The 20226-nt window shown below is 63.0% G+C and carries 24 protein-coding genes; 11 read left to right on the top strand and 13 right to left on the bottom strand.

Features of this window, described 5'->3' with window-relative positions:
• Positions 1-127: 127 nt before the first annotated feature.
• Entirely contained in the window at positions 128-307 is a 180-nt protein-coding gene (locus LD110_RS11300; RefSeq protein WP_225498894.1) for a hypothetical protein, read from the bottom strand.
• On the opposite strand from LD110_RS11300, the gene LD110_RS11295 reads away from it, so the two are divergent.
• From LD110_RS11295 to trxB, 3 genes are all read left to right on the top strand, one after another.
• On the top strand, positions 306-1226 hold the full coding sequence (locus LD110_RS11295) for a hypothetical protein (protein WP_225498893.1): 921 nt from the start codon (positions 306-308) through the stop codon (positions 1224-1226). The two genes, LD110_RS11300 and LD110_RS11295, sit on opposite strands and share 2 nt — an antisense overlap.
• A gap of 145 nt (positions 1227-1371) precedes the next feature.
• The gene (locus tag LD110_RS11290) at positions 1372-1701 is read left to right on the top strand and encodes a nuclear transport factor 2 family protein (RefSeq protein ID WP_374200333.1); all 330 of its coding nucleotides are present in this window, start codon (positions 1372-1374) and stop codon (positions 1699-1701) included.
• An 18-nt stretch (positions 1702-1719) separates the two neighbouring features.
• A complete protein-coding gene (gene trxB / locus LD110_RS11285) occupies positions 1720-2694 on the top strand; it encodes a thioredoxin-disulfide reductase (RefSeq protein ID WP_225498891.1) in 975 nt (324 codons plus the stop codon).
• Between the two features lie 61 nt (positions 2695-2755).
• Here trxB and LD110_RS11280 read toward each other — a convergent pair whose 3' ends face one another.
• Both LD110_RS11280 and LD110_RS11275 read right to left on the bottom strand, forming a co-directional pair.
• Complete coding sequence (locus LD110_RS11280) at positions 2756-3775, bottom strand: LCP family protein (RefSeq protein WP_225498890.1); 1020 nt, start codon at positions 3773-3775, stop codon at positions 2756-2758.
• Between the two features lie 68 nt (positions 3776-3843).
• Positions 3844-5052, bottom strand: coding sequence for an MFS transporter (locus LD110_RS11275; protein ID WP_225498889.1), 1209 nt, complete (start codon positions 5050-5052; stop codon positions 3844-3846).
• A gap of 59 nt (positions 5053-5111) precedes the next feature.
• On the opposite strand from LD110_RS11275, the gene LD110_RS11270 reads away from it, so the two are divergent.
• From LD110_RS11270 to LD110_RS11260, 3 genes are all read left to right on the top strand, one after another.
• On the top strand, positions 5112-5627 hold the full coding sequence (locus LD110_RS11270) for a carboxymuconolactone decarboxylase family protein (RefSeq protein ID WP_225498888.1): 516 nt from the start codon (positions 5112-5114) through the stop codon (positions 5625-5627).
• Positions 5628-5913: 286 nt separating this feature from the next.
• On the top strand, positions 5914-6591 hold the full coding sequence (locus LD110_RS11265) for a hypothetical protein (RefSeq protein ID WP_225498887.1): 678 nt from the start codon (positions 5914-5916) through the stop codon (positions 6589-6591).
• A gap of 17 nt (positions 6592-6608) precedes the next feature.
• On the top strand, positions 6609-6905 hold the full coding sequence (locus LD110_RS11260; RefSeq protein WP_225498886.1) for a hypothetical protein: 297 nt from the start codon (positions 6609-6611) through the stop codon (positions 6903-6905).
• A gap of 69 nt (positions 6906-6974) precedes the next feature.
• Here LD110_RS11260 and LD110_RS11255 read toward each other — a convergent pair whose 3' ends face one another.
• On the bottom strand, positions 6975-7772 hold the full coding sequence (locus tag LD110_RS11255) for an alpha/beta fold hydrolase (RefSeq protein ID WP_225498885.1): 798 nt from the start codon (positions 7770-7772) through the stop codon (positions 6975-6977).
• A 238-nt stretch (positions 7773-8010) separates the two neighbouring features.
• Here LD110_RS11255 and LD110_RS11250 point away from each other — a divergent pair, with 238 nt between their 5' ends.
• From LD110_RS11250 to LD110_RS11235, 4 genes are all read left to right on the top strand, one after another.
• Complete coding sequence (locus LD110_RS11250) at positions 8011-9117, top strand: fatty acid desaturase (protein ID WP_374200332.1); 1107 nt, start codon at positions 8011-8013, stop codon at positions 9115-9117.
• Positions 9118-9208: 91 nt separating this feature from the next.
• A complete protein-coding gene (locus LD110_RS11245) occupies positions 9209-9418 on the top strand; it encodes a cold-shock protein (RefSeq protein WP_225498884.1) in 210 nt (69 codons plus the stop codon).
• Between the two features lie 177 nt (positions 9419-9595).
• Positions 9596-10039, top strand: a complete 444-nt coding sequence (locus tag LD110_RS11240) for a hypothetical protein (protein WP_225498883.1) — start codon at positions 9596-9598, stop codon at positions 10037-10039.
• A complete protein-coding gene (locus tag LD110_RS11235) occupies positions 10032-10268 on the top strand; it encodes a hypothetical protein (RefSeq protein WP_225498882.1) in 237 nt (78 codons plus the stop codon). The genes LD110_RS11240 and LD110_RS11235 overlap by 8 nt, the downstream gene beginning before the upstream one ends.
• 39 nt (positions 10269-10307) lie before the next feature.
• Here LD110_RS11235 and LD110_RS11230 read toward each other — a convergent pair whose 3' ends face one another.
• The 9 genes from LD110_RS11230 to LD110_RS11190 all read right to left on the bottom strand — a co-directional run bounded on the left by LD110_RS11230 (position 10308) and on the right by LD110_RS11190 (position 19627).
• The gene (locus tag LD110_RS11230) at positions 10308-10730 is read right to left on the bottom strand and encodes a universal stress protein (RefSeq protein WP_225498881.1); all 423 of its coding nucleotides are present in this window, start codon (positions 10728-10730) and stop codon (positions 10308-10310) included.
• 146 nt (positions 10731-10876) lie between these two features.
• Positions 10877-11077: a YegP family protein gene (locus tag LD110_RS24065; protein ID WP_225498880.1), complete on the bottom strand. Its 201-nt coding sequence runs from the start codon at positions 11075-11077 to the stop codon at positions 10877-10879.
• A gap of 276 nt (positions 11078-11353) precedes the next feature.
• Positions 11354-12745, bottom strand: a complete 1392-nt coding sequence (locus tag LD110_RS11220; protein ID WP_225498879.1) for a cation:dicarboxylate symporter family transporter — start codon at positions 12743-12745, stop codon at positions 11354-11356.
• A gap of 295 nt (positions 12746-13040) precedes the next feature.
• Entirely contained in the window at positions 13041-14606 is a 1566-nt protein-coding gene (locus LD110_RS11215) for a long-chain fatty acid--CoA ligase (protein ID WP_225498878.1), read from the bottom strand.
• A 23-nt stretch (positions 14607-14629) separates the two neighbouring features.
• Positions 14630-15955 carry an MFS transporter gene (locus LD110_RS11210; RefSeq protein ID WP_225498877.1) on the bottom strand — a complete coding sequence of 442 codons (1326 nt, stop codon included), beginning with the start codon at positions 15953-15955 and terminating at the stop codon, positions 14630-14632.
• A gap of 33 nt (positions 15956-15988) precedes the next feature.
• Positions 15989-16444: a MaoC family dehydratase gene (locus LD110_RS11205; protein ID WP_225498876.1), complete on the bottom strand. Its 456-nt coding sequence runs from the start codon at positions 16442-16444 to the stop codon at positions 15989-15991.
• A gap of 91 nt (positions 16445-16535) precedes the next feature.
• Positions 16536-17795, bottom strand: a complete 1260-nt coding sequence (locus LD110_RS11200; protein ID WP_225498875.1) for an acyl-CoA dehydrogenase family protein — start codon at positions 17793-17795, stop codon at positions 16536-16538.
• Between the two features lies 1 nt (position 17796).
• A complete protein-coding gene (locus LD110_RS11195; protein WP_225499002.1) occupies positions 17797-18633 on the bottom strand; it encodes an amidohydrolase family protein in 837 nt (278 codons plus the stop codon).
• Between the two features lie 52 nt (positions 18634-18685).
• A complete protein-coding gene (locus LD110_RS11190) occupies positions 18686-19627 on the bottom strand; it encodes an SDR family NAD(P)-dependent oxidoreductase (protein WP_225498874.1) in 942 nt (313 codons plus the stop codon).
• Positions 19628-19744: 117 nt separating this feature from the next.
• On the opposite strand from LD110_RS11190, the gene LD110_RS11185 reads away from it, so the two are divergent.
• Positions 19745-20215 (top strand): MarR family winged helix-turn-helix transcriptional regulator, encoded by a 471-nt coding sequence (locus tag LD110_RS11185; protein WP_225498873.1) that lies wholly within the window; start codon positions 19745-19747, stop codon positions 20213-20215.
• Positions 20216-20226 lie beyond the last annotated feature (11 nt).

The following is a 20226-nucleotide window of genomic DNA, read 5'->3' as shown; positions in this document are numbered from 1 at the left end:
AGCATTCCGTTTGCGGCATACGCACTTTAAAGTAAGGGAGTTACCTGGAGGAAAGTATTGGGATCAGCAACTACCCGCGCTGCAGTCGTCGTGCCACACTTGGAGGAACAATCGATTGGCTGGGGGACTAGGTCAGGAGATTGTTCATGAATATGTGGCCGTACCTGCTGGGTGGACTCATGACCATGGATTCCCTGTTGCTGGGGTTGTGGTTGACCACCGTCCGTTGGCCCCGCTGGCCAAGGAAGAAGCGGTAGCCGCGCCCGTACGGCACTCCACCCCGCGCCACGTCTAGGATGTGACGCATGGACCTCAGCGCCGCCGCCGTCGAGCTCTATGCCCTGGCGCCGTCGGAATTCACCGCCGCCCGGAACGCCATGGCCAAGGACGCCAAGGCCGAGGGCGACGCGGAACTGGCCAAGGGAATCGCGAAACTGCCAAAGCCACCAGTGGCCGCGTGGGCAATAAACATGCTGGCGCGGCATCGCGCGCCAGCCATCGATGGCCTGGTGGAATTAGGCGAGGCGCTCCTCCAGGCCCAGCACCAACTGGATCGGACAGCGCTGCGCGACCTCGGCCAAAAGCGCCAACGTGAGCTGACCGCCGTCGTTCGCGAAGCCCGCGAACTGGCGGAGCAGCAAGGGGTGAACCTCAGCCAGGCGGCAGCTGACGACGTCGAAAGCACCTTGCGGGCCGCAATGGCCGACGACGACGCGGCAGCCGCCGTTCGGAGCGGCCAGCTGGTCCGTCCGCTGGAAAGCAGCGGATTCGAGGCAGTCGACCTGACGGACGCCGTCGCGGTTCCGGGCCTTCCTTCGGTTGCTCGGCCGGTGCGGTCCGTGAAGCAAGCCGAACCCCGGAAGAAGAAGGACCCGGAGGAAGAGAAGAAGCAGCGCGAAGCGGAGCAACGCCGCAAAGCTGAACAAGAACGCGAACGGAAGGCCGCAGAGGCTGACCTTGAGGAAGCCGAGCGCAGCCTGGGCGAAGCGGAAGCGGACGTAGCCGATGCTTCCGAGCGACTTGCAGAAGTTTCCGCCCGGAGCAAAAAACTGGCAGCGAAGGTCCGGGAACTCAAGGATGCCTTGGAAGACGCCGAGGCCGACTTGGGTGGCGCCGAACGGGACGAACGGTCGGCAGAGCGGGCCGTGGAAGTCGCCAAGCGGCTGGCAGCCCGCGAACGTCAGGCTGCCGAGCGCGCCAGGGACCGCCTCAAGGCCCTCGGTTAGCCCCTGCCGCCCGTAGCCCGGGTACGGCTGAGTGATGTGAGGCCTTGCCCGGCTGTGCCAGCCGCAGTACAACGGGACAATGAGCGAACATGCAGGCACCGAAGCAGCTGGGAACAAGGTACTGCCCCTCACCGTGACCAATTGGATGGTGGGATACGAGGGCGCATGGACCTCCAACAGTCCAGACGATATCCGGGCGTTGTTCACCGAGGACGCCGTTTACGAGACCAGACCCAATGATCCGTCACCGTGGCGCGGGCATTCGGAGATTGTCGAAAAATGGATCGAAGCCCAGGACCAGCCCGAGGACTGGACCTTTGAGTGGACGCTCCTGGGGATTGATGGCGACACCGCCTACGTCCAAGGCCTCACCACCTATCTCAACGGCCAGCCCACCTACGACAACCTCTGGATCATCCGCTTTGCGCCGGACGGCCGAGCCTCGGCTTTCACCGAATGGTTCATGGCCCGCTAGTACTAGGAGTACGGACAAATGACCGAGCAACTCATCATTATCGGCTCCGGACCCGCGGGCTACACCGCTGCCATCTACGCCGCCAGGGCAGGACTGAACCCTCTGGTCCTAGCTGGCTCAGTCACCGCGGGCGGCGCCCTCATGAATACCACGGATGTGGAGAACTTTCCCGGCTTCCCGGAGGGCATCCAGGGGCCTGAACTGATGGACGACCTGCAGCAGCAGGCGGAACGCTTCGGCGCGCGGATAGTGTTCGACGACGTCACGTCAGTTGAGCTGAAAGGCCACACTAAGCGGGTGGTCACCGGCGGCGGTGACAAGCACAAGGCCCGGGCGGTTATCCTGGCAACCGGTTCGGCGTACAAGGAGCTCGGGTTGCCGGACGAGAAGAAGTTCAGCGGACACGGCGTGTCCTGGTGCGCCACGTGCGACGGCTTCTTCTTCCGGGAACAGGACATCCTGGTGGTGGGTGGCGGCGACTCGGCCATGGAGGAGGCCACGTTCCTGACCCGTTTCGCAAAATCCGTGACTGTGGTTGTCCGGCGCGACCAACTGCGGGCGTCCCGCATCATGGCTCAGCGTGCCAAGGACAACCCGAAAATCTCGTTCGCATGGAATTCCACCGTCTCGGCGATTCACGGCGACGGCAAGGTGAGCGGAGTCACGCTCAGGGACACCCGTACCGGCGAAACGCGTGACCAGGCGGCAACTGGAGTTTTCGTGGCGATCGGCCATGTCCCGCGCACCGAGCTGATCCAAGGCCAGGTGGAGCTGGACTCGGACGGCTACGTCAAGGTGGACTCCCCCACCACAGTCACAAACTTAGCCGGCGTTTTCGCCTGCGGAGACGTGGTGGACCATCGCTATCGTCAAGCCATCACGGCAGCGGGCACAGGATGTGCCGCGGCCCTGGACGCTGAGCGCTACCTCGCGGCACTGAACGACAAGGACAGCATCGCGACGGCTCTGGTGGAGGAACCAACGCACGCCTAGGCGATGGTAGTAAGGCGGGGGCAGCCGGCTTTGGCTGCCTCGGCTGGGTGCAACATCTGGCTCACAGTCCATGGGAGGCGGCGTAACCCGCCAGCCCATCCGATTTCAGGGCGGCGGCAACCTCGGCAATCCCGGCATAATCGGGCAGCACGATCGACTGCCCGTCGGGTGATGTGCCCGTACCGGCCGTAGGCAGCGTGAAGAATACCGAGGCTGCGGGGTCCGTGCTTCGAAGGGCATATGCCACGCTTGCCAGCGCAGTCGAGTCGAAGCCCGGGTCCACGATCAGATGCGGCGACACGACTTTGATGAGCTCCAGCGCGTTCGTCGGATTGGTGACTTTTCCGGTGTGGAGGAGTTGAGTCATCACGGAGCGGACGTACGTCTGCTGGTTGCGCGCCCGTTGATAGTCGCCGTCGGGGAAGGCCTTGCGTTCGCGGACAAACTCGAGGGCGGCTTGGCCGTCCAGTTTGTTAATGCCCTGCGCGAAGGTGTGGTGCGTGTCGAAGGTGGCCGTGAACGGTGCCGTAACGTTGACATCGACTCCGCCGAGGGCATCGGTGAGGTTCTTGAAGCCGTCGAAGTCCAGCATGGCGTAATGGTCAATGTGGGTACCCAGCAGGGAACCGACGGTGTCGGCCACCAAACGAGGTCCGCCAAACGTGAGACTCTCATTGATTTTGGAGTCGCCGTGGCCGGGGATTTTGACCCAGTTGTCGCGCAGGATGGAAATGCCGTAGACCTTGTGCCGGTCTGCCGGAATGTGTACCAGCATGATCATGTCCGAGCGCTCGTCGGCCTGCTCGCCGGTGGCTTCCTGGCGCTGCAATGCTTCCCGGGCGTTTCCGCGAATGTCACTGCCGAGCACCAGGATGTTCATTGGTCCCGGCGGCAACTCCGGCAGGGTCTGCGTTGGCGACGGCGCAGTCGGACTTGAAGGTCGCTGCAACAGCATAAACGCGGCCACGGCCCCGACGATCAGCAAAAGGGCTGCCACCACCCCGATAAGCAGGCGCCGCGGCGGACGGCCCTGACGTTGTGCATCGTCTCCCGTGGGTTGCGGGCCGATGGCGTCGCTCATGGCTCAACCATCGCATCAGGCCCTACCTTTCGGTAGGGGCTAAGGGGTAGGCAGGATCAATGCAATACTCAACGCAGCGAGGTGCCGACGGGCGCCTTGGCGCGGCTCGGAGCCGCGAGACTTGCGGCGGCCACCACGGCCGCCAGGGCACCAAGCCCCCATGGGAGGCCAGCGGCGACGGCCACGCCGCCAACCAGAAGGGGTCCACCGGCGTCGCCCATCTCCCGGCCGATCTCCGCCGAGCCTATGGTGCGCCCCAGCCGCTCCTTCGGCGTCGTATCTGCCAGGTGGGCGAACGCGAGCGGCGTGGAGACGCCGATGCCGGCGCCGATCATCACAGCCGCCAAGTAGATGGCCACGGCGCCTGCACCGAAAAGCGGAACGACGGCGGCAACCACGGCTCCTGCCCCGATCGTCAGGAGCCCACCCACCATGCCCGCCCGGCTGGGCAGCTTGCCCGTGTCCCGGAGATGGCCAACGCGAGGCTGGACCAGCGACGACGCAACGGCGAGCACGGTCACCACCGCCAGGCTGCCCACCGTTCCCAAGCCGTTCTGGACCGCCAGCGCCGGGAGGAAGCCGACAGCGGCGCCCAACGAACCCGTGCTGGCGGCGAGTACCGCCGTCGAACCCAGGAAGTTGCGCTCCGTGGACTGCTTAACAAGGTCCAGGAGGGAGTAACGCGGCCGCGGGAGCGGCTCAATCCGGGGAACGGCGATCGCCGTCCACAGGGCGACGGCGGCGGCCAGCCCGGCGAGGACGGCGAACAGCAGCCCGAAGCCGCCAAGCAGGATTGCTCCGGCGCCGAGCAACGGACCCACGGCGTAGCCGAGGCTCTTCCACGAACCGTACCTGCCGAAGTAAGTGCCGGTCTTTCCGCCGGAAAGGCGGGCGACGGCGGCTGAAGACGCCGGAGAAAAGGCCGACGCGGCTGCTCCCTGGCCGAGCCGGGCCAGCGCAAGGAAGAGCGGCTCGCCAGACCAGACGCCTACGAGCGAAGCTGCGGCAAAGGCCATCAGGCCGCCAACGATCACTGGCTTGGGACCGAAGCGGTCGCTCAATGAGCCGAAAAGCGGCTTCAGGAAGATTTCGGCCACCTCGTAAAGGGCCAGCAGGACGCCGAGTCCCAGGAGGCTCAGTCCAATGTCTTTGCTCTCCGCACCCAGGCCAGCCGCCACGCCGTGGGCACCGAATGCCGTGGTGAAGCCCGCCGCGTAGAGGGGAATGATGGCAGGGGCTGAAGCGGCCTTGGGTTCAGCTTGTTGTGGCGCTTTCACATGCCAACCCTAATCCGCGCTTCCCCAGTGCCGCGAGGCGGCGCAGGTAGGCTCGGGTCATGTCTTCCTCGCCTCAGCTGACTCCTTCCTCCGAGAAGTCGACGCCGGTACTCGCCGGGTATCTCGACAAGCACCTTCCGGGGCCTTTCGAAACCCTGACGCATTACGCCAATCAGGTGGTGGAGGCATCCGATGAGGCGGGGATCCCACGCAAGACGCTGGAATTGATGAATTTCCGGGCGTCGCAAATTAATGGATGCGCATTTTGCTTGGACCTGCACCATAAGCGGGCTCGTAAGTACGGCGAGACGGAACAGAGGCTGGCATTGTTGTCCGCGCATGCCGAATCAGGGCTGTTCACCAAGGAAGAGGAAGTCGCGCTGGAACTGGTTGAGGAAATCACCACCATGAGTATTTCGCATCCTTCCCCGGAACTATTTGCCCGGGCACGCGACGTTTACACCGAGCAGCAGATCGCGGTCTTGTGCATGGCGGCGATTGGGATTAATGCGTTCAACCGGTTGTCGATTTTGAGCTCGCATCCGGTGCGGGTGGGGAAGCACGCGCGAGGCTGACACCTAAGCCCTCGTCACGCAGGAACATATTTCCACCTATTTTGGGGGCTTACGCCACTCATTTTCCGCCCCACAGGCACCTAGGGACCCAGTGGCTGATCTAGCGTCTCAATCGAGGGAGCAGCCCTCACTGGGGCGGACTCAATCCTGCGCACCCGGGTCCGGACTCTGCCCCGCAATGGTGGACAGCGTATAAGTCAGATCTCAAGTAAGCCGCAGGGATTATTGCAAACGAATGGAAAATCCTGAAGACTCGGCCATGGGTGCGCTCCTGTTAGGAGTCGGTATGAAATTCAAATCGCTGAGCCTGTTGACGGTCTTTCTGGGCTCAATGCTTGTCGTGTCTACAGCAACTGCAGCAACTGCTTCGCCCTCCGCCCCTTCCGCGCCTTCTGCGCAATCGTTCTTCACATCGAAAACTTGCTTGGATGAAGTCAATGCAATCGCCGCCGAAAAGGGGATCAACAAGAATCAAGCTGCAAGAGACGCTTCGCGGCTTTGTTCAGCAACTATTACGACGACTGAATCGGCGGCTGTCCAGGCAACCGTGGCAGAGGTGGTGGCAGTAGCACCCAGTTTGAACCTCAACGCAGCTGATTCCCAAGCACTCGTGTCCGCAGCTGCAGCAGGCTCCGTCTGGACTCGTCTGTGGACGCACACGTATTGGGGCGGCTCGCTGGTTGAAAAGCACACCGGTCGAACCTACTGGAATGGAACCCATGCTTGGATCTCTTCCACAACGGATTCGGGGTACCACTGGTGTCACTCCGAGGGTGGGATTGCCATTGGCTGGTCGGTAACCGTCTTGGAGTGTACTCGACCGGGGGCAGGCTCCGTGGCCGATGCGTTTTACCGATTTGATGCGAGCGTCGCGTACCAAGGTAGTCCCATCACACTTCAGGTGGGACTACACCATCAGACGGACCGGTTCGGCAACGTCACTGCATGGCAGGTCGGCGGATAACCTGAAAGGGTGAAGCCATGAGCGCACGAATGCAATCATCAGCCAGCAATAGTCCCCATCGTCTCTACCAGAAAATTGACTGGGTCTTCGCGCTGTTCTTGGTTCTTGAATTCGTAGCCTTTCCGCTCTTTCCCGGATTGCCGCTGTTGGTTGTCGCCGCATCAATGACGACGACTCTGCGCAGATCAAAATGGAGGCAGCTCATCTTGTGGGCAATGGCTGGCATCATGACATTGATCGTGTTGGCCCCTTTCGTCATAGGCTGGTTCCAACTCAGCTTTGTCGAAAATGGTCCGGCTACTCCGGCTAAGTAGTATTGCGCCGCGCTCGAAAGAAGAGAATTGGGTCGAGGGGCAGGCACCGTCAGTCCCTCGACCCAGTCTTTAGCTCAGTAGCCCCTGGTTGCGGTGACCTTTTTTGGTCGCGATGAATTGGCGGATCCAATGGATTGTTTCCGGATGGTCCAGATGCAGTCCGTGTCCTGCGCCTGGAACTTTCACCAACATGGCACCGGGGATGTGCTGGCGCAGAGCTACGGCGTGCGGAAGGGGTGTTAGTGCGTCGTTGGTTCCGTGGAGGATGAGCGTTGGTGCTTGGATCTTGCTGAGTTGGGCCCACGAGTCGTGTGCCCGGCTGGCCCGGAAATGCCGGGACTTTGCCCAGGCCGATGCCTTCGAGTTGAAGAACGTGCGTACATCGTCGGGGTGCTTGGCGGCCCACTCGGGAGCGAAGAATAACGGGGTCAAGCGACCAACGTCACTGCTGACGAGTGTCTCCATCGCGGCGCGGCTGGGTTCCGCCCCGGCGAGCTTTCCTCCGCTGGTTGCCGCGAGAATGAGCGTTCGCACCTGCTCTGGATGGTCGATCGCCAGCCACTGCGCCACCCTGCCGCCCATGGAATGTCCATAGACGTTCGCCGCTTCTGCCTTGGCCGCTTTGAGAACGGCCGCAGCGTCCCCCGCAAATGACCTCGTGGTGTAGCGGTCGTCATCACCTCTGGCGCTATTGCCGATGCCGCGGTGATCGAAACGAATCACCCGGAAATACTCCGCGAGGGCCCGTGCCGTCGGGCTCCAGCCGTCCAGTCCCGTGGCTTGGCCGGCGATGAGCAACAAAGGCTCCCCTGTGCCCTCTTCGGTCCAGGCGAGGTTGGCGCCGTCGGGGGCCTGCGCAGTTTTCACCGGGATACCTTATCGTCGATCGATGGAAGGACCCCGCGCCCAGACCGGATCACGGAGGCCTTTTCCTTCGCTGATCCCTCAAATAGTGCCAGCGTTTCAGCGGTCCGAATCCTGGCGCCGGACTCGCGTAGTTGCCAAAGGGCGTAGACTGGTTGAAAGTGATCGGCAGTCCGCCCTTGGCTTTCCATAGTCTGAAAGCGCTCCCAAGGGCGCGAGCAGCCGATCGAACGGTTCACTTATCACCGCTGTATCCAGCCTTCCTGCACCCAGCACACTCAACCCACAGCGCTACGCGGATGCAGAGTCTTTCCCGCCCCTGACGCGTGCATACATTGCGGTCTCACAGGCAGTCAGCGAGTTTGGCCTGTTGCGGCGCACCCCAGTGTTTTACGCACTCCTCAGCGCAGCCCTGCTGGCTGTCTTGGCTGGCTGCCTCGTAGGATCGGCCCTGCTTGGAGCGAGCTGGTTCCAACTGCTGATCGCCGCCGCGTTGGGCGTCCTGTTCACTCAGGTGTCGTTCCTCGCGCACGAGGCGGCCCACCGGCAGATCCTGGCCGCGGGCCCGGCGAACGACAGGCTCGCCCGCGCCCTGGGAGCCTTGGCCGGGCTCAGTTACTCGTGGTGGGACTCGAAACACAGCCGCCACCACGCCAATCCGAACCGGGCCGGCCGAGATCCAGACATCGAGGTCGACACGATCTCCTTCCTGGCCGAGGACGCGGCGAACGCCAAAGGCTTAAGGGCGTTGATCACACGCCGCCAGGGATGGTTGTTCTTCCCGTTGCTGACCCTGGAAGGCCTGAACCTGCACTTCCTGAGCTTCCGGCATCTGCTTTCCCGCGCTCCAGTGAAGGGCCGCTGGACCGAACTGGCGCTTCTTGCCTTGCGCTTCTCGCTCTTGCTGGTCCCGCTGTTCTGGCTGCTGCCTTTGGGGATGGCGTTTGCCTTCCTAGGCGTACAGCTGGCGGTGTTCGGCCTCTACATGGGTGCCACCTTCGCGCCGAACCACAAGGGCATGCCCGTGATCGCCCGCGATGCCAAGCTGGACTTTTTCTCCAAGCAGGTGCGCACCTCGCGAAACATCTCCGGCGGCTGGTGGGCGACATGGCTCATGGGCGGGCTGAACTACCAAGTTGAGCACCACCTCTTCCCGAGCATGCCCCGACCCCACCTCGCCCGGGCTCGGCTGATCGTCCGCGAGCACTGCCGTGCCTTGGACGTCCCCTACACCGAGACCAGCCTCTGGCGCTCCTACGGGATCGTGATCGCCTACCTCAACAGGGTGGGGCTCGCGGCCCGGGACCCGTTCGCGTGCCCGATCGCCAGCAGGTACGGGCGCCCTTAACACGCGCCCCCATAAAAGACCTCCCGACGGCTCTTCCGTCGGCGCGGAACTCGCCGCCTCCGCGGCGGGAAAACAACAGAAGGAACACATCATGGCCACCACCGGCACCGTCAAATGGTTCAACTCCGAGAAGGGTTTCGGCTTCATCGCTCCCGACGACGGATCTGCAGACGTCTTCGCCCACTACTCCGCCATCCAAGGGGACGGCTACCGAGGCCTCGAAGAAGGCCAGAAGGTCGAATTCGAGTCCCAGCGCGGCCCCAAGGGCCCCCAGGCCGCGGACATCCGCCCGCTGTCCTGAACCAGACCTGCCAAGGGGTAGCGCGGTTGCCGAACTGCCCAGACGCCGCTCGTCGCCGCCGGAAGTGCCATTCACATGGCCTTCCGGGGCGGAGAGCGTGCCAGCCCGAACAACACTGCAGACAAAACCAGCAGCACAAGCAGCCAGCAGCGCAGGCAGCCAGGAGCACCCTGAGCCATGAGGAGTAATTACGTCCGCGGGGCGTCTATCACCGCCTCGGCGTCCCAGGCGGAAATCCAAGACATGCTCTCCGACTTCGGCGCCGTCGGCCTCCGATGCATCCGCGAAGACGGTAGGGCCACGATCGCCTTCAGATCTGGCGGACAGCAGTTCCGGATGATCCTGGTGCTGCCTCGTTCGGCAGATGAGGAGCTGCAGAAGCGCAGCACAGGGCACGCCCTAAAGACGCCCCAAGAAACCGCGCGGCAGCGCTGGCGAGCCTTGTCGGTACTGATACGAGCGAAACTCGACGCCGTGGCCTCCGGCATCGTTAGCTTCGACCAGGAGTTCATGGCTTACCGGCTCCCGCCCCATGAGTTCGAGGACGGGCGGACTAGCCCGGATACGCAGGCCCCTGCACACCAGCCCAATTCCAGCCCGACGGAACCACTCCATGAATGAACTCGAAGCTTCAATGATCATCAAGGCTGGCGCGGAAGTGCTCAAGGACGCCTCGGCCGACCCACGATCGGACGAGGGCTACACCGCAGTAAAGGCGAACCTCTCCGCAGCCTTGGAAGACATCGCAGAAGCACTTGGAAATTTCGAGGCCGCGTCGCCCGAGCCCAACCGCTCATCAGGTTGGGCTCAAGACCTGCGCCGCGTAGCAGACGACCTCGCCGAGCACTGAGGCACGGATGGGCCGGCCGTCTGCACAACCACTCGTAGGCTAGTCAGTCTTCACGATGTACACATCGCACGGCGCATTGTGGGCCACGCTGTTCGCCACACTTCCCAGGACACGGCCGAGTCCACGCATGCGGCGGTTTCCCACCACGATCAGGCTCGCCCCGAAGGTTTCCGCATGTCCCACGAGGGCATTGGCCGGAGCTCCCCGGACGGCATAGTGCTGTATCTGCAGATGTTCACTCTTAAGGTCCTCTGCAACATCCCGTGCGATCCTCTCAGCGTCATCAGCGGCTGACACGATCACTTGGTCACTTCCCTGGCCATAGACCTCGGTCCTGTCACCTTCAAAGGCACTCACGACGTGCAAGGTGGCTCCAACTGCCAGAGCCAGGCCCCGCGCAGTCTTTGCTGCCTTGGCTGCCGTTTCGCTGCCGTCGACGCCGACGACAATCACATCCGTCATGATCCCTCCAAGTTCCTGGTGCTTTTGCGCGCTTGGCATCATTGCCGAGCGGCCTGAATCCACCTTTTCACGGGGAGGCCATCGGGGCTAGGGAAGTCCAGATCCTGGTGTCGTGGCGAACCATGAACGCCCAGGAAACGGCGTTATCAAGAATGGCGTTGTGCGGATTTGGTGCAATCCACAACATGTGCGGTGGCCGCCTCCTCACGAATATCCATAACCGCCGCGGCTGCTGCAGACATGTCTTCGTAAGCCCCCGACGTTGCAAGAGTCTTTCCAGCGGAATCGACGAGGTTTATCCGGACCCCGTGTGGTTTGGCGTCTACAAGTTCAAAATGGCCCGGCATCGGTGTCCCCTTCACGATTGGCTGCATTGACGTCGCGCCGGCGAATGCATCGCCGGAAACATCAATGATATGACAATTTTGTCAATATCTGTGACACGGCAGTTCACGAAGGGTCATTACTATTACGACAGGCAATCTGTCCGTTCGAAAGCGAAATGCGCTGAGAATGACTGCAGCAAACAGTCTTCGCATCGCCCTTTGGACGAGAATTCCGGAATCAGCAGATGCTCCGGCGGCTTCATCCGTCGGAGCATCCGCTGATTCGCGCTTCGTCAATTACCGCTGCGACGCAACAACCGCCATGCCGCCGTCAGCGATCGATTTTTCGTCGAGCTCAACAGCGGAGCCGCCGTCGGGAGCGTCACCGCGGAAGGCGCGAAGCATCGCTTCCCGGTCAAACTGACCCTCCCATTTCGCCACAACAAAAGTCGCGACGCAGTTGCCGAGCAGGTTCACCACCACGCGCATGGAATCCATAAGTCGATCGGCGCCCAGAAGGAGTGCGACGCCGGCAACCGGGAAGATGCCAAGCGCACCCGCGGTTGCGGACAGCGCGAGGAACGCCGACCCCGGGACGCCGGCCATGCCCTTTGACGTCAGCATCAAAATGCCGAGCGCCGCGAGCTGCTGGCCCAAGTCGAGGTGGTGTCCAAAGGCTTGGGCCAGGAACAACAGCGAGATCGACAGGTAAATCGCAGCGCCGTCCAAGTTGAAGGAGTAGCCGGACGGAATCACCAGGCCGGTGGTGCTGCGGGAACAGCCTGCGTTGTTCAGCTTGACCATGATCCGGGGCATGACCGACTCGGTGGACGCCGTACCGAGGGCGAGCATGAACTCCTCTCGGGTGTATTTCAGGAACTGCCACAGGGGAACACGGGCGACGCTCCACGCGATGAGGAACAGCAGGGCGATGAACACGAGCGCCGCGCCGTAGCAGGCGCCGATCAGGACGGCGTAGGTGCCCAGGGAATCCAGGCCGTACTGGCCAATGATGAACGCCATTGCGCCGAACGCGCCGAGAGGCGCCAGCCGCATCACCCAGGCCATGACCTTGAAGAAGATCTCCAGGATGGTGTCGATGACATTGAGGACCGGCGCACAGCGCTCCTTCCCGATCACCACGACGGCGGCGCCGAAGAAGATCGCGAAGCACAGGACCTGCAGCAGATTGTTGCTGGCAAAGGCTCCCACAACGCTCGTGGGAATCACGCCGAGCAGGAACTGGCCGACGTCCTTGGGCGGAGCCGTGGTGGTCTTGGCATTCACCGCGTCCTGGCTGAGGGAATTGGGATCGATGTTGAGCCCTGCGCCGGGCTGAACGAGGTTGCCAACCACCAAACCGAAGGCCAGCGCGAACAACGTAGCCGCCGTGAAATAGGCCAGCGCCTTCACTCCGACGCGGCCCACCGCCTTGACGTCGCCCACTGATGCGATGCCAGTGACGATCACCAGGAAAATGAGCGGGGCGATGATCATCTTGATGAGCTGAATGAATCCGTCGCCGAACGGTCGTAACGCGGAGCCGATAGTGGGCCAGAAATGCCCAATCAGCACACCGGCGACGACGGCGATGAGGATCTGGAAAAACAGGGACTTGTAAAGCGGTTGTCTCCGCGCATCCTGCACAGGCGCGGCAGGCACGGGCGTAGCTGAGGCCATGGGCTTCATAGCAGAACCTATCGTCGGGAGTCCGGACGCCGGGCGCGGTTTGGTTTGGCTGGCGCCGCGCTGGCGCAAAGGGATGCCCCCAACGCTATGTTCTGCGTGTTTCACGGATGAAACGGGCGGATTACCTTAATGAAAAAGCTGGAACGGATGTTTCAACATGGCGGGGAGGGAAAGTGCGCTTCTTCCCAGTTGCTTCCGGTCGTACTCAACGCAGGCGCACAAAATACGGCGTGTCATACGAGACACGCCGCATTTCGCGATGTGAGGGATTTGGTAACTGGGAAGGAGCGCAGAGCTACCCCGCGTACTGCTTCCGCAGCTCCACCTTCCGGATCTTGCCGCTGGCAGTCCGGGGGAATTCCTGCACGAACACCACGGATTTCGGTATTTTGTACCGTGCCAGCTTGCCGTCCAGGAAGCCCTGCAGTTGGGCTTCGGTCAGCGAGGCACCCTCCCGCAGCGTGACGATGGCCCGCGGAACCTCGCCCCACTTCTCATCGGGAACGCCGATGACAGCCACACCGGAAACTGCATCCAGTTCAGCAATGGCGGCCTCCACTTCGGCGGCGTAGATGTTCTCACCGCCCGAAATGATCATGTCCTTGAGCCGATCCGACACGAAGAGGAAGCCCTCATCGTCGCGATACCCCATGTCTCCGGAGCGGAACCAGGAGCCGTCCACGTAGCTGTCCAGTGTGGCGTCGGTTCGGTTCCAGTACTCCTTGATGACGTTTGGCCCGGAGATCTGAATCTCGCCGATCTCCCCGGCGGGAGCCACTGCCCCCAATGGATCGGCAATCCGAACGTCCGTGAAGAAGTGCGGCAAGCCCGCCGATCCAGCCTTGTCCCGCGAGCGCCACACGGGCAACATGGTGGCTCCGGGCGCGGTTTCCGTCATGCCGTAGCAACTGGTGAATCCGATGCCCCGGTCCTCATAGGCGTCGAGGACACGCCGAGGCATAGCCGATCCCCCACACGTCAGCTTGTCCAGCGAACTGAGGTCCGAGGTCTGCCAGTCCGGGTGCTCGGCGAGCATCTGGAACGTGGTGGGCACGCCATTCAACGTGGTCACGCGGTGCTCCGCGATCAGGGACAGGACCCGGCCGGCGTCGAACTTCGGCTCCAGGATCACCGTGGCGCCCTTGAGTATCATGGGCAGCAGCCCCATGTCCAGCGACGCCACATGGAACAACGGCGAGATCAGCAGCGAGACGTCGTTCCGGTTCAGGTCCATGTCCACGATCACGTTGATGCAGTTCCACGTGAGATTGCCGTGAGTAAGCAGCGCCCCCTTCGGCCGCCCAGTGGTGCCCGAGGTATACAGGATCATGGCGCCGTCGACGAGCGTCACGGCCACTTCGATGCGGTCGGCGGGGACGGCGTCCAGTGCCGCTTCATAGCGCTCGACGACGGGACCCACCTGGGTTGCGCCCAGGGGCGCGACGACGGGACCCGCGGCAGCGCCGTCGTCGACCACTAAGCGGTACTGCACACCGGTAGATTGGACGGCGGCAGCAGCCAGCTGTTCCAGGGCTGCGGAACCGACCAGCAGCCGGGCGCCGGAATCCTGCATCTGGAACTGCAGTTCCGGCGGCGCGAGCCGCGTATTCAGCGGCACGATGATGGCTCCGAGCAGGCCGCAGGCGAAGAAAGTCTCCACGAAGGACGGGTGGTTCTCCCCGACGTAGGCAACGCGGTCGCCCTTGGCCACACCACGCCGGCGCAGGGCTTGGGCCAATCGTTCGGTACGCTCGGCGAGTTCGGCATAGCTGATGGCCGTACTGCCGGAGATGATGGCGGTCTTAGGTCCAGACTTTGCCACCCGGCGTCGCAGCCAGGATCCAACTCCGTTGTTGTCCATTTCTGTCCTCCTACCTCAACCGGCTAACCCACCGACGCGAGGTTGTTGTTCTTAGATTCGCGCGTCAGCAGGATGGACACAATCGACACCACTGCCAGACCCGCGAGGAAGGCCGCCACGGTTCCGACGTTTTGACCGGAGTCCTTGTACAGCCCCGCCACTATGCCCGGAGTGAAGCCTGCGCCAACCAGTGTGGCCAACTGGTAGCCGAGCGCCGCTCCTGTGTAGCGGGCAGTGGTTCCGAATTGTTCGGACACGAAGGCGGCAAGCGGACCGTAAAGGCAGGAGTGCAGGATGAGGGCCACGGTAAAGGCCAGGAAGACCAGCGCTACATTGCCTGAGCCCAAGAGGCTGAACATTGGCAGCAGGTAAGCGGCGAACAACACGAGTCCCGCCACCATCACGGGACGGCGACCGAGTCGGTCCGAAAGTCGGCCACCGAGCAGCACGAACACGATGGAGATTGCCGAAGCACCCGCGAAGGCGTACAGCACACCTTGTTGCGGCGCTCCCTTGGAGACGGCATACGTGACAGAGAACGTCGGCAGCACCACCTGCAGGCCGAAACCTGCGGCGCCGGCCAGCATGATCATGATCAGGGCCTTAGGCCTGCGCAGGACCTCAAGGAGCGGCAGCTTCGACTTGACGCCTTGGGCCTTCTCACGGGCAATGGCTTCGGCGAAGATCGGGCTTTCGGAAACGCGCATCCGTACGAACAGGCCAACGATCAACAGAACGAAGGACAGCAGGAACGGTACGCGCCATCCCCAGGCCAGGAACGCGTCCTGCGGCAACGCCGAGAAGATGCCCATGATGACGGTGCCGAGGACCGCGCCGCTGGGTGCACCGGCGTTCACGAACGACGCCGCGAAGCCGCGCTTACTCGGTTCGGAGTGCTCCAGCGCCATGAGTGCAGCACCACCCCACTCACCGCCAACTGCGATCCCCTGGCAGACGCGCAGCAGGACCAGGATTACGGCACCCCAAGGTCCGATGATTCCGGCACCGGGAATGAGGCCGATCAGCGTAGAGGCGATGCCCATGACGGACATAGAGACAATGAGCATGCCCTTGCGGCCGATCCTGTCGCCGAAGTGTCCGAAGATGACTCCGCCCAGCGGGCGGGCGACATAGCCGGCGGCGAGGGTTGCGTAGGCGGCAATAACACCCACCCACTCGTCTGTGCCGGCGAAGAAAACCTTGGGGAAGGCCACAGCCGCTGCGGTGGCGTAGAGAAGGAAGTCGTAGAACTCGATGGTGCTGCCCAGATAGCTGGACAGGATGACCGTGCGCGCCTCTTTGCGCTGCGCGGTCTGGCTCGCAGGGGCGAGCGTGGTGTGTCCGGACATGACTGTTCCTTGGGGACGAGAAGCGGTGTGGGTTTATTTGTAAAAACGGGCCAGGAATTCGGCGACGACGGCGGGCCGCTCCTGTCCTTCAATTTCGATGGTGGCGTTGACCTTGATCTGGGCGCCGCCCTTGACCTCTGTAACCTCGGCGATGCTGGCCTGCATGCGGACCTTCGAGCCGACCTTGACCGGGGACGTGAAGCGTACTTTGTCGAGTCCGTAGTTGACCTTGGTGGTGACGCCGTCCACGTCGAACAGCTCACCCCAGAACGGGATGATGAGTGACAGCGTCAAGAAACCGTGCGCGATCGGCGCGCCGAAGGGGCCGTCCTTGGCCAGCTCGGGATCCACATGGATCCACTGCTGGTCATCCGTGGCGTCGGCGAAGAGGTTGATCTGGTCCTGGGTGATCTGGCGGTAGTCGGTGGTGCCAAGGTCGGCGCCGGACATGGTGAGCAGGGTGTCGAAATCGACCACGAGATTGGGCATCGTTGCCTCCTGGGTGTGTTGGGGAAGGTTCGACGGCGGTGGGCGGCCTCGCGGAGCCAGCCGGCCGTCGTCGGGGTTTAGCGGGTGGATGTTAGCGGGTGAAGGCGCTTTCGCCCGTGAGGGCGCGGCCGACGATGAGGGCGTTGATCTCGTGGGTGCCCTCGTATGAGTAGACAGCTTCGGCGTCCGCGTGGAAGCGGGCGACGTCGGTGTCTAGGGTGATGCCGTTGCCGCCGACCACTTCGCGGGTCAGCGCGACGGTTTCCCGCATGTTCAGGCAGGTTTGCATCTTGGCCAGGGCTGAATCCTGATCACGGAAGATACCGCGGGCCTGCTGTTCGGTCAGCCGGACCACCAGGGACAGGCTGCTGGTGACGTTGCCGAGCATCCGCGCCAGTTTTTCCTGGACCAGCTGGAAGGAACCCACAGGCCGGCCGAACTGGTTGCGTTCGGTGACGTATTTCAAGGCGGCTTCGAAGGCACCGGCCTGGAGTCCGGCGGCGATCCACGCGACATCAGAGCGCATGGCCCGAAGCATCGCTGCTACGTCCCGGAACGAGTTCACACTGTGCAGGCGCATCGACTCGGGGACGCGAACACCCTCCAACGTGATGTGCGCGTTCTGCATCATGCGCAGGGCCGTCTTGCCGTGGATTTTCTCCAGCGTGACGCCGGGAGCAGTCCGGTCGACGAGGAAGGCTTTGACCTGCCCGTCCGCGACATCCCGGGCGAACACGGCCAGCACATCGGCGGTGAGCGCGCCACCGATCCAGCGCTTGGCGCCGTCGAGGATCCATGTGTCACCCTCGCGGCGTGCCGTCGTCGACAGTCCCCCGGCGATATCCGAACCGGATTCCGGCTCGGTCAGCGAGAAGACGCCCTTGAGCGTGAAGTCCACAACCCGAGGCATCCATTCGCGCTGCTGATTCTCCGAGGCGCCGACCCGGATGGCTGTGCGGAAGAGCCCGGCCTGGGCTGTGTACCACGTGGCCAGGGATGCGTCCGTGCGGGCGAGTTCGAAAATGCGGAAACCTTGGTATATCCCGCGCGCCGGGCCCTGCCCCAAGCTTGTGAGCTCGGCCGGTTCCATGAGGTCGAGGTCGATCAACGGCCGGGCCAGTTGTTCCGGGAATTCGCCGCGCTCCCAATATTCGGCGAGCAGCGGCTTCGCATGTTCTTGGAGGAAGGCCCGGAGCCGGCCAAGGACTCCGCGCTCTGCGTCCGTGAGGAGGGACTCAGCGTCGTACCAATCGGATACGGCGTAGAGCCGCTTCGCTGTCGGTGAGGCTGGCACAGCAGCCGCGGACGCCGGTGAGTCTGGCACCGCGGCCGGGGTCGTCGTCGTACTCATCTCAGCCTTCCAGCCCAAGCAGCCGCACCGCGTTGTCCTTCAGGATCTTTGGGCGGACCTCGTCCTTCAACGGCAGCTCGGCGAAGGCGCCCAGCCATTTCTGCGGGGTGATCAGCGGGAAATCGGTGCCGAAGAGCACCTTGTCCTGCAGCACAGAGTCGGAGGCCTTCACCAGGGACTCCGGGAAGTACTTCGGCGACCAACCGGAGAGGTCAATGAACACGTTCGATTTGTGTGTGGCGATGGAGTTGGCTTCGTCCTGCCACGGCACTGAGGGGTGGGCCATGATGATCTGCAGGCCAGGGAAGTCCGCCGCGACGGCATCCAGCAGCAGCGGGTTGGAGTACGCCAGCTTAATGCCGTACCCGCCGGGAAGGCCTGCGCCCATGCCGTTCTGTCCCGTGTGGAAGATCGCCGGGAGGCCCAGTTCCTGCAGGGTTTCCCACAGCGGGTAGAAGGTTTCGTTGGAGGGGTCGAAGCCCTGCAGGCTGGGATGGAACTTGAAGCCTCTTGCCCCGAGTTCCACTGACTGGTGCTTCGCCCCGGCGATCGCGTCCTCGCCGGTTCGCGGATCTACGCTGCCAAACGGGATGAGGACATCGTTGTTCCTGGCGGCGCCCTCGATGAGCTCCGGGATGCTGTTGGGTTGGTGCTTGAGCTGGGTCCGGGCATCGACGGTAAAAACGACGGCGGCCATGTTCAGTTCGCGGTACACCTCGGCAATGCGGTCCAAGCTTGGGGAGCGATCCTCGGCCTTGAAGTATTTCGCGGACGCCTCGGTGAGAACCTGTGGGAGGGAGGCATGCCCGCAACTGTCCACTTCGAGGTGGACGTGCATGTCGATGGCGTCGAGCTTTGCGGCGTCGATACCCAGTTCGTAGCGGGACACCTCAGCGTGCTCCAGCCGTTTCGGACGGCTGCAATTCGGCCGGCAACGGCGGGAATTCTTCGCCCACGCCCTCCAGCGTTTGCCCGTTGAACAGGATGCCGGCCTTTTCCTGCAGCGCCTGGTAACTCCAGCCGCCGTCGCGGTATTCGGTGCTGGCCGGGGTCGGATGCGTCCAGACCTGCAGCCGGTCTCCTCCGATGCCGATCGCCTGGCCGGTGATGCCGGAAGCCGCGTCGGAGGCGAGGAAGGCCACCAGGCCCGCGACATCGTCGGCCGTTCCAAAACCGAGGTCGTGACGGAAGAACGCGGGCATGTCCTCTCCGCGTTCCTCGGCCTCGACTGCCTTCTGGAAGTACGGCACGGTCCTGGTCATGGCCGTGGCGGCAACCGGAATCACCGCATTGACCGTGACTCCGGCTCTCTTCATTTCGAGCGCCCACGAACGGACCATGCCCACAACGCCTGCCTTGGCTGCGGCGTAATTGCCCTGTCCGAAGTTGCCGCGCTGACCCGTCGGCGAGCCGATAGTGATGATGCGGCCTGCAACCTTGTTTTCCTTGAAGTAGGCAAAGGCCTCCCGGACACACGTGAAGGTGCCCTTCAGGTGAACGTTGATCACGACGTCGAAGTCCTCGTCCGTCATCTTCAGCAGGGTCTTGTCGCGCAGGACCCCCGCGTTGGTGACCAGGATGTCCAGCCGGCCGAACGCGTCCAGGGCGGCCGCAACCAGTGCCTTCGCGGCGTCAGTACCTCCCACTGGCACGACGACGGCGGTGGCGCGCCCGCCGTCGGCCTCAATCTGCCCGACAGCCGCAGCGGCGTTCTCTGCGTTGACGTCATTAATAATGACGGCGGCACCCTGCCTAGCGAGTTCCCGAGCGTAGGCCAGGCCCAGGCCCTGCCCGCTGCCGGTGACGATGGCAACTTTTCCGTCCAAGCTCATTGCTTGCTCCTTTGCTTTGGGCCGACCCCACGTCCTCGTGAGATCCTTGTCACAATCAATGAGAATACCGATCGTTGAAAATGTCAATGATTGTTTTTTACCAGTAGTTGGGTGGCTATGACACAGCAGGAAACAGAGGGCGCGCAGATGCCTCGACTCGCGGGGGCAGAGATCGGCATGGACGTGGGCCTGCTGCTTGCCAAGCTGCATGCCGCCGGCTCGGCCTTGAACAACCGGGCCCTCGCTGACTTCGGACTCAGGGAACGGTCCTTCTCCGTGCTGACGCTTGCTTGCAGCGAGTTGGAACCCACGCAGCGCGAGCTGGCGGATTTCCTGAGCCTGGATCCGAGCCAGGTGGTTAGCCTGGTGGATGAACTCGAAAAGCGAAGGTTGGTAAAGAGGGCAACTGGTAAGCACGACCGCAGGGCCAAAATCATCGTGGCAACGGCTGAAGGCCACAAGATTCACAAAAAGGCACGGGCCGCGGCGGAGGCCAGTGAACAACAGCAGCTGGCGGTGTTGTCAGGCAACGAGGCCACAGAACTGAAGCGCCTGCTGCGCAAGGCGCTGTGGGGCGGCGAGGCATGACGAGCACCGGC

The organism is Arthrobacter sp. M4 (genome assembly GCF_020251205.1).
Taxonomy (GTDB): domain Bacteria; phylum Actinomycetota; class Actinomycetes; order Actinomycetales; family Micrococcaceae; genus Arthrobacter.
Note: the sequence above shows the minus strand (reverse complement) of the source record. Positions and strands in the feature narration are given on the sequence as shown.

What these genes read in the sequence shown, in the direction of transcription:
- LD110_RS11295 (WP_225498893.1), top strand. Translation starts at nt 306, where the DNA reads ATGGACCTCAGCGCCGCCGCCGTCGAGCTCTATGCCCTGGCGCCGTCG.
- LD110_RS11300 (WP_225498894.1), bottom strand. Translation starts at nt 307, where the DNA reads ATGCGTCACATCCTAGACGTGGCGCGGGGTGGAGTGCCGTACGGGCGC.
- LD110_RS11290 (WP_374200333.1), top strand. Translation starts at nt 1,372, where the DNA reads ATGGTGGGATACGAGGGCGCATGGACCTCCAACAGTCCAGACGATATC.
- trxB (WP_225498891.1), top strand. Translation starts at nt 1,720, where the DNA reads ATGACCGAGCAACTCATCATTATCGGCTCCGGACCCGCGGGCTACACC.
- LD110_RS11280 (WP_225498890.1), bottom strand. Translation starts at nt 3,775, where the DNA reads ATGAGCGACGCCATCGGCCCGCAACCCACGGGAGACGATGCACAACGT.
- LD110_RS11270 (WP_225498888.1), top strand. Translation starts at nt 5,112, where the DNA reads ATGTCTTCCTCGCCTCAGCTGACTCCTTCCTCCGAGAAGTCGACGCCG.
- LD110_RS11265 (WP_225498887.1), top strand. Translation starts at nt 5,914, where the DNA reads ATGAAATTCAAATCGCTGAGCCTGTTGACGGTCTTTCTGGGCTCAATG.
- LD110_RS11260 (WP_225498886.1), top strand. Translation starts at nt 6,609, where the DNA reads ATGAGCGCACGAATGCAATCATCAGCCAGCAATAGTCCCCATCGTCTC.
- LD110_RS11245 (WP_225498884.1), top strand. Translation starts at nt 9,209, where the DNA reads ATGGCCACCACCGGCACCGTCAAATGGTTCAACTCCGAGAAGGGTTTC.
- LD110_RS11240 (WP_225498883.1), top strand. Translation starts at nt 9,596, where the DNA reads ATGAGGAGTAATTACGTCCGCGGGGCGTCTATCACCGCCTCGGCGTCC.
- LD110_RS11235 (WP_225498882.1), top strand. Translation starts at nt 10,032, where the DNA reads ATGAATGAACTCGAAGCTTCAATGATCATCAAGGCTGGCGCGGAAGTG.
- LD110_RS11230 (WP_225498881.1), bottom strand. Translation starts at nt 10,730, where the DNA reads ATGACGGATGTGATTGTCGTCGGCGTCGACGGCAGCGAAACGGCAGCC.
- LD110_RS24065 (WP_225498880.1), bottom strand. Translation starts at nt 11,077, where the DNA reads ATGCCGGGCCATTTTGAACTTGTAGACGCCAAACCACACGGGGTCCGG.
- LD110_RS11220 (WP_225498879.1), bottom strand. Translation starts at nt 12,745, where the DNA reads ATGAAGCCCATGGCCTCAGCTACGCCCGTGCCTGCCGCGCCTGTGCAG.
- LD110_RS11215 (WP_225498878.1), bottom strand. Translation starts at nt 14,606, where the DNA reads ATGGACAACAACGGAGTTGGATCCTGGCTGCGACGCCGGGTGGCAAAG.
- LD110_RS11210 (WP_225498877.1), bottom strand. Translation starts at nt 15,955, where the DNA reads ATGTCCGGACACACCACGCTCGCCCCTGCGAGCCAGACCGCGCAGCGC.
- LD110_RS11205 (WP_225498876.1), bottom strand. Translation starts at nt 16,444, where the DNA reads ATGCCCAATCTCGTGGTCGATTTCGACACCCTGCTCACCATGTCCGGC.
- LD110_RS11200 (WP_225498875.1), bottom strand. Translation starts at nt 17,795, where the DNA reads ATGAGTACGACGACGACCCCGGCCGCGGTGCCAGACTCACCGGCGTCC.
- LD110_RS11195 (WP_225499002.1), bottom strand. Translation starts at nt 18,633, where the DNA reads ATGCACGTCCACCTCGAAGTGGACAGTTGCGGGCATGCCTCCCTCCCA.
- LD110_RS11190 (WP_225498874.1), bottom strand. Translation starts at nt 19,627, where the DNA reads ATGAGCTTGGACGGAAAAGTTGCCATCGTCACCGGCAGCGGGCAGGGC.
- LD110_RS11185 (WP_225498873.1), top strand. Translation starts at nt 19,745, where the DNA reads ATGACACAGCAGGAAACAGAGGGCGCGCAGATGCCTCGACTCGCGGGG.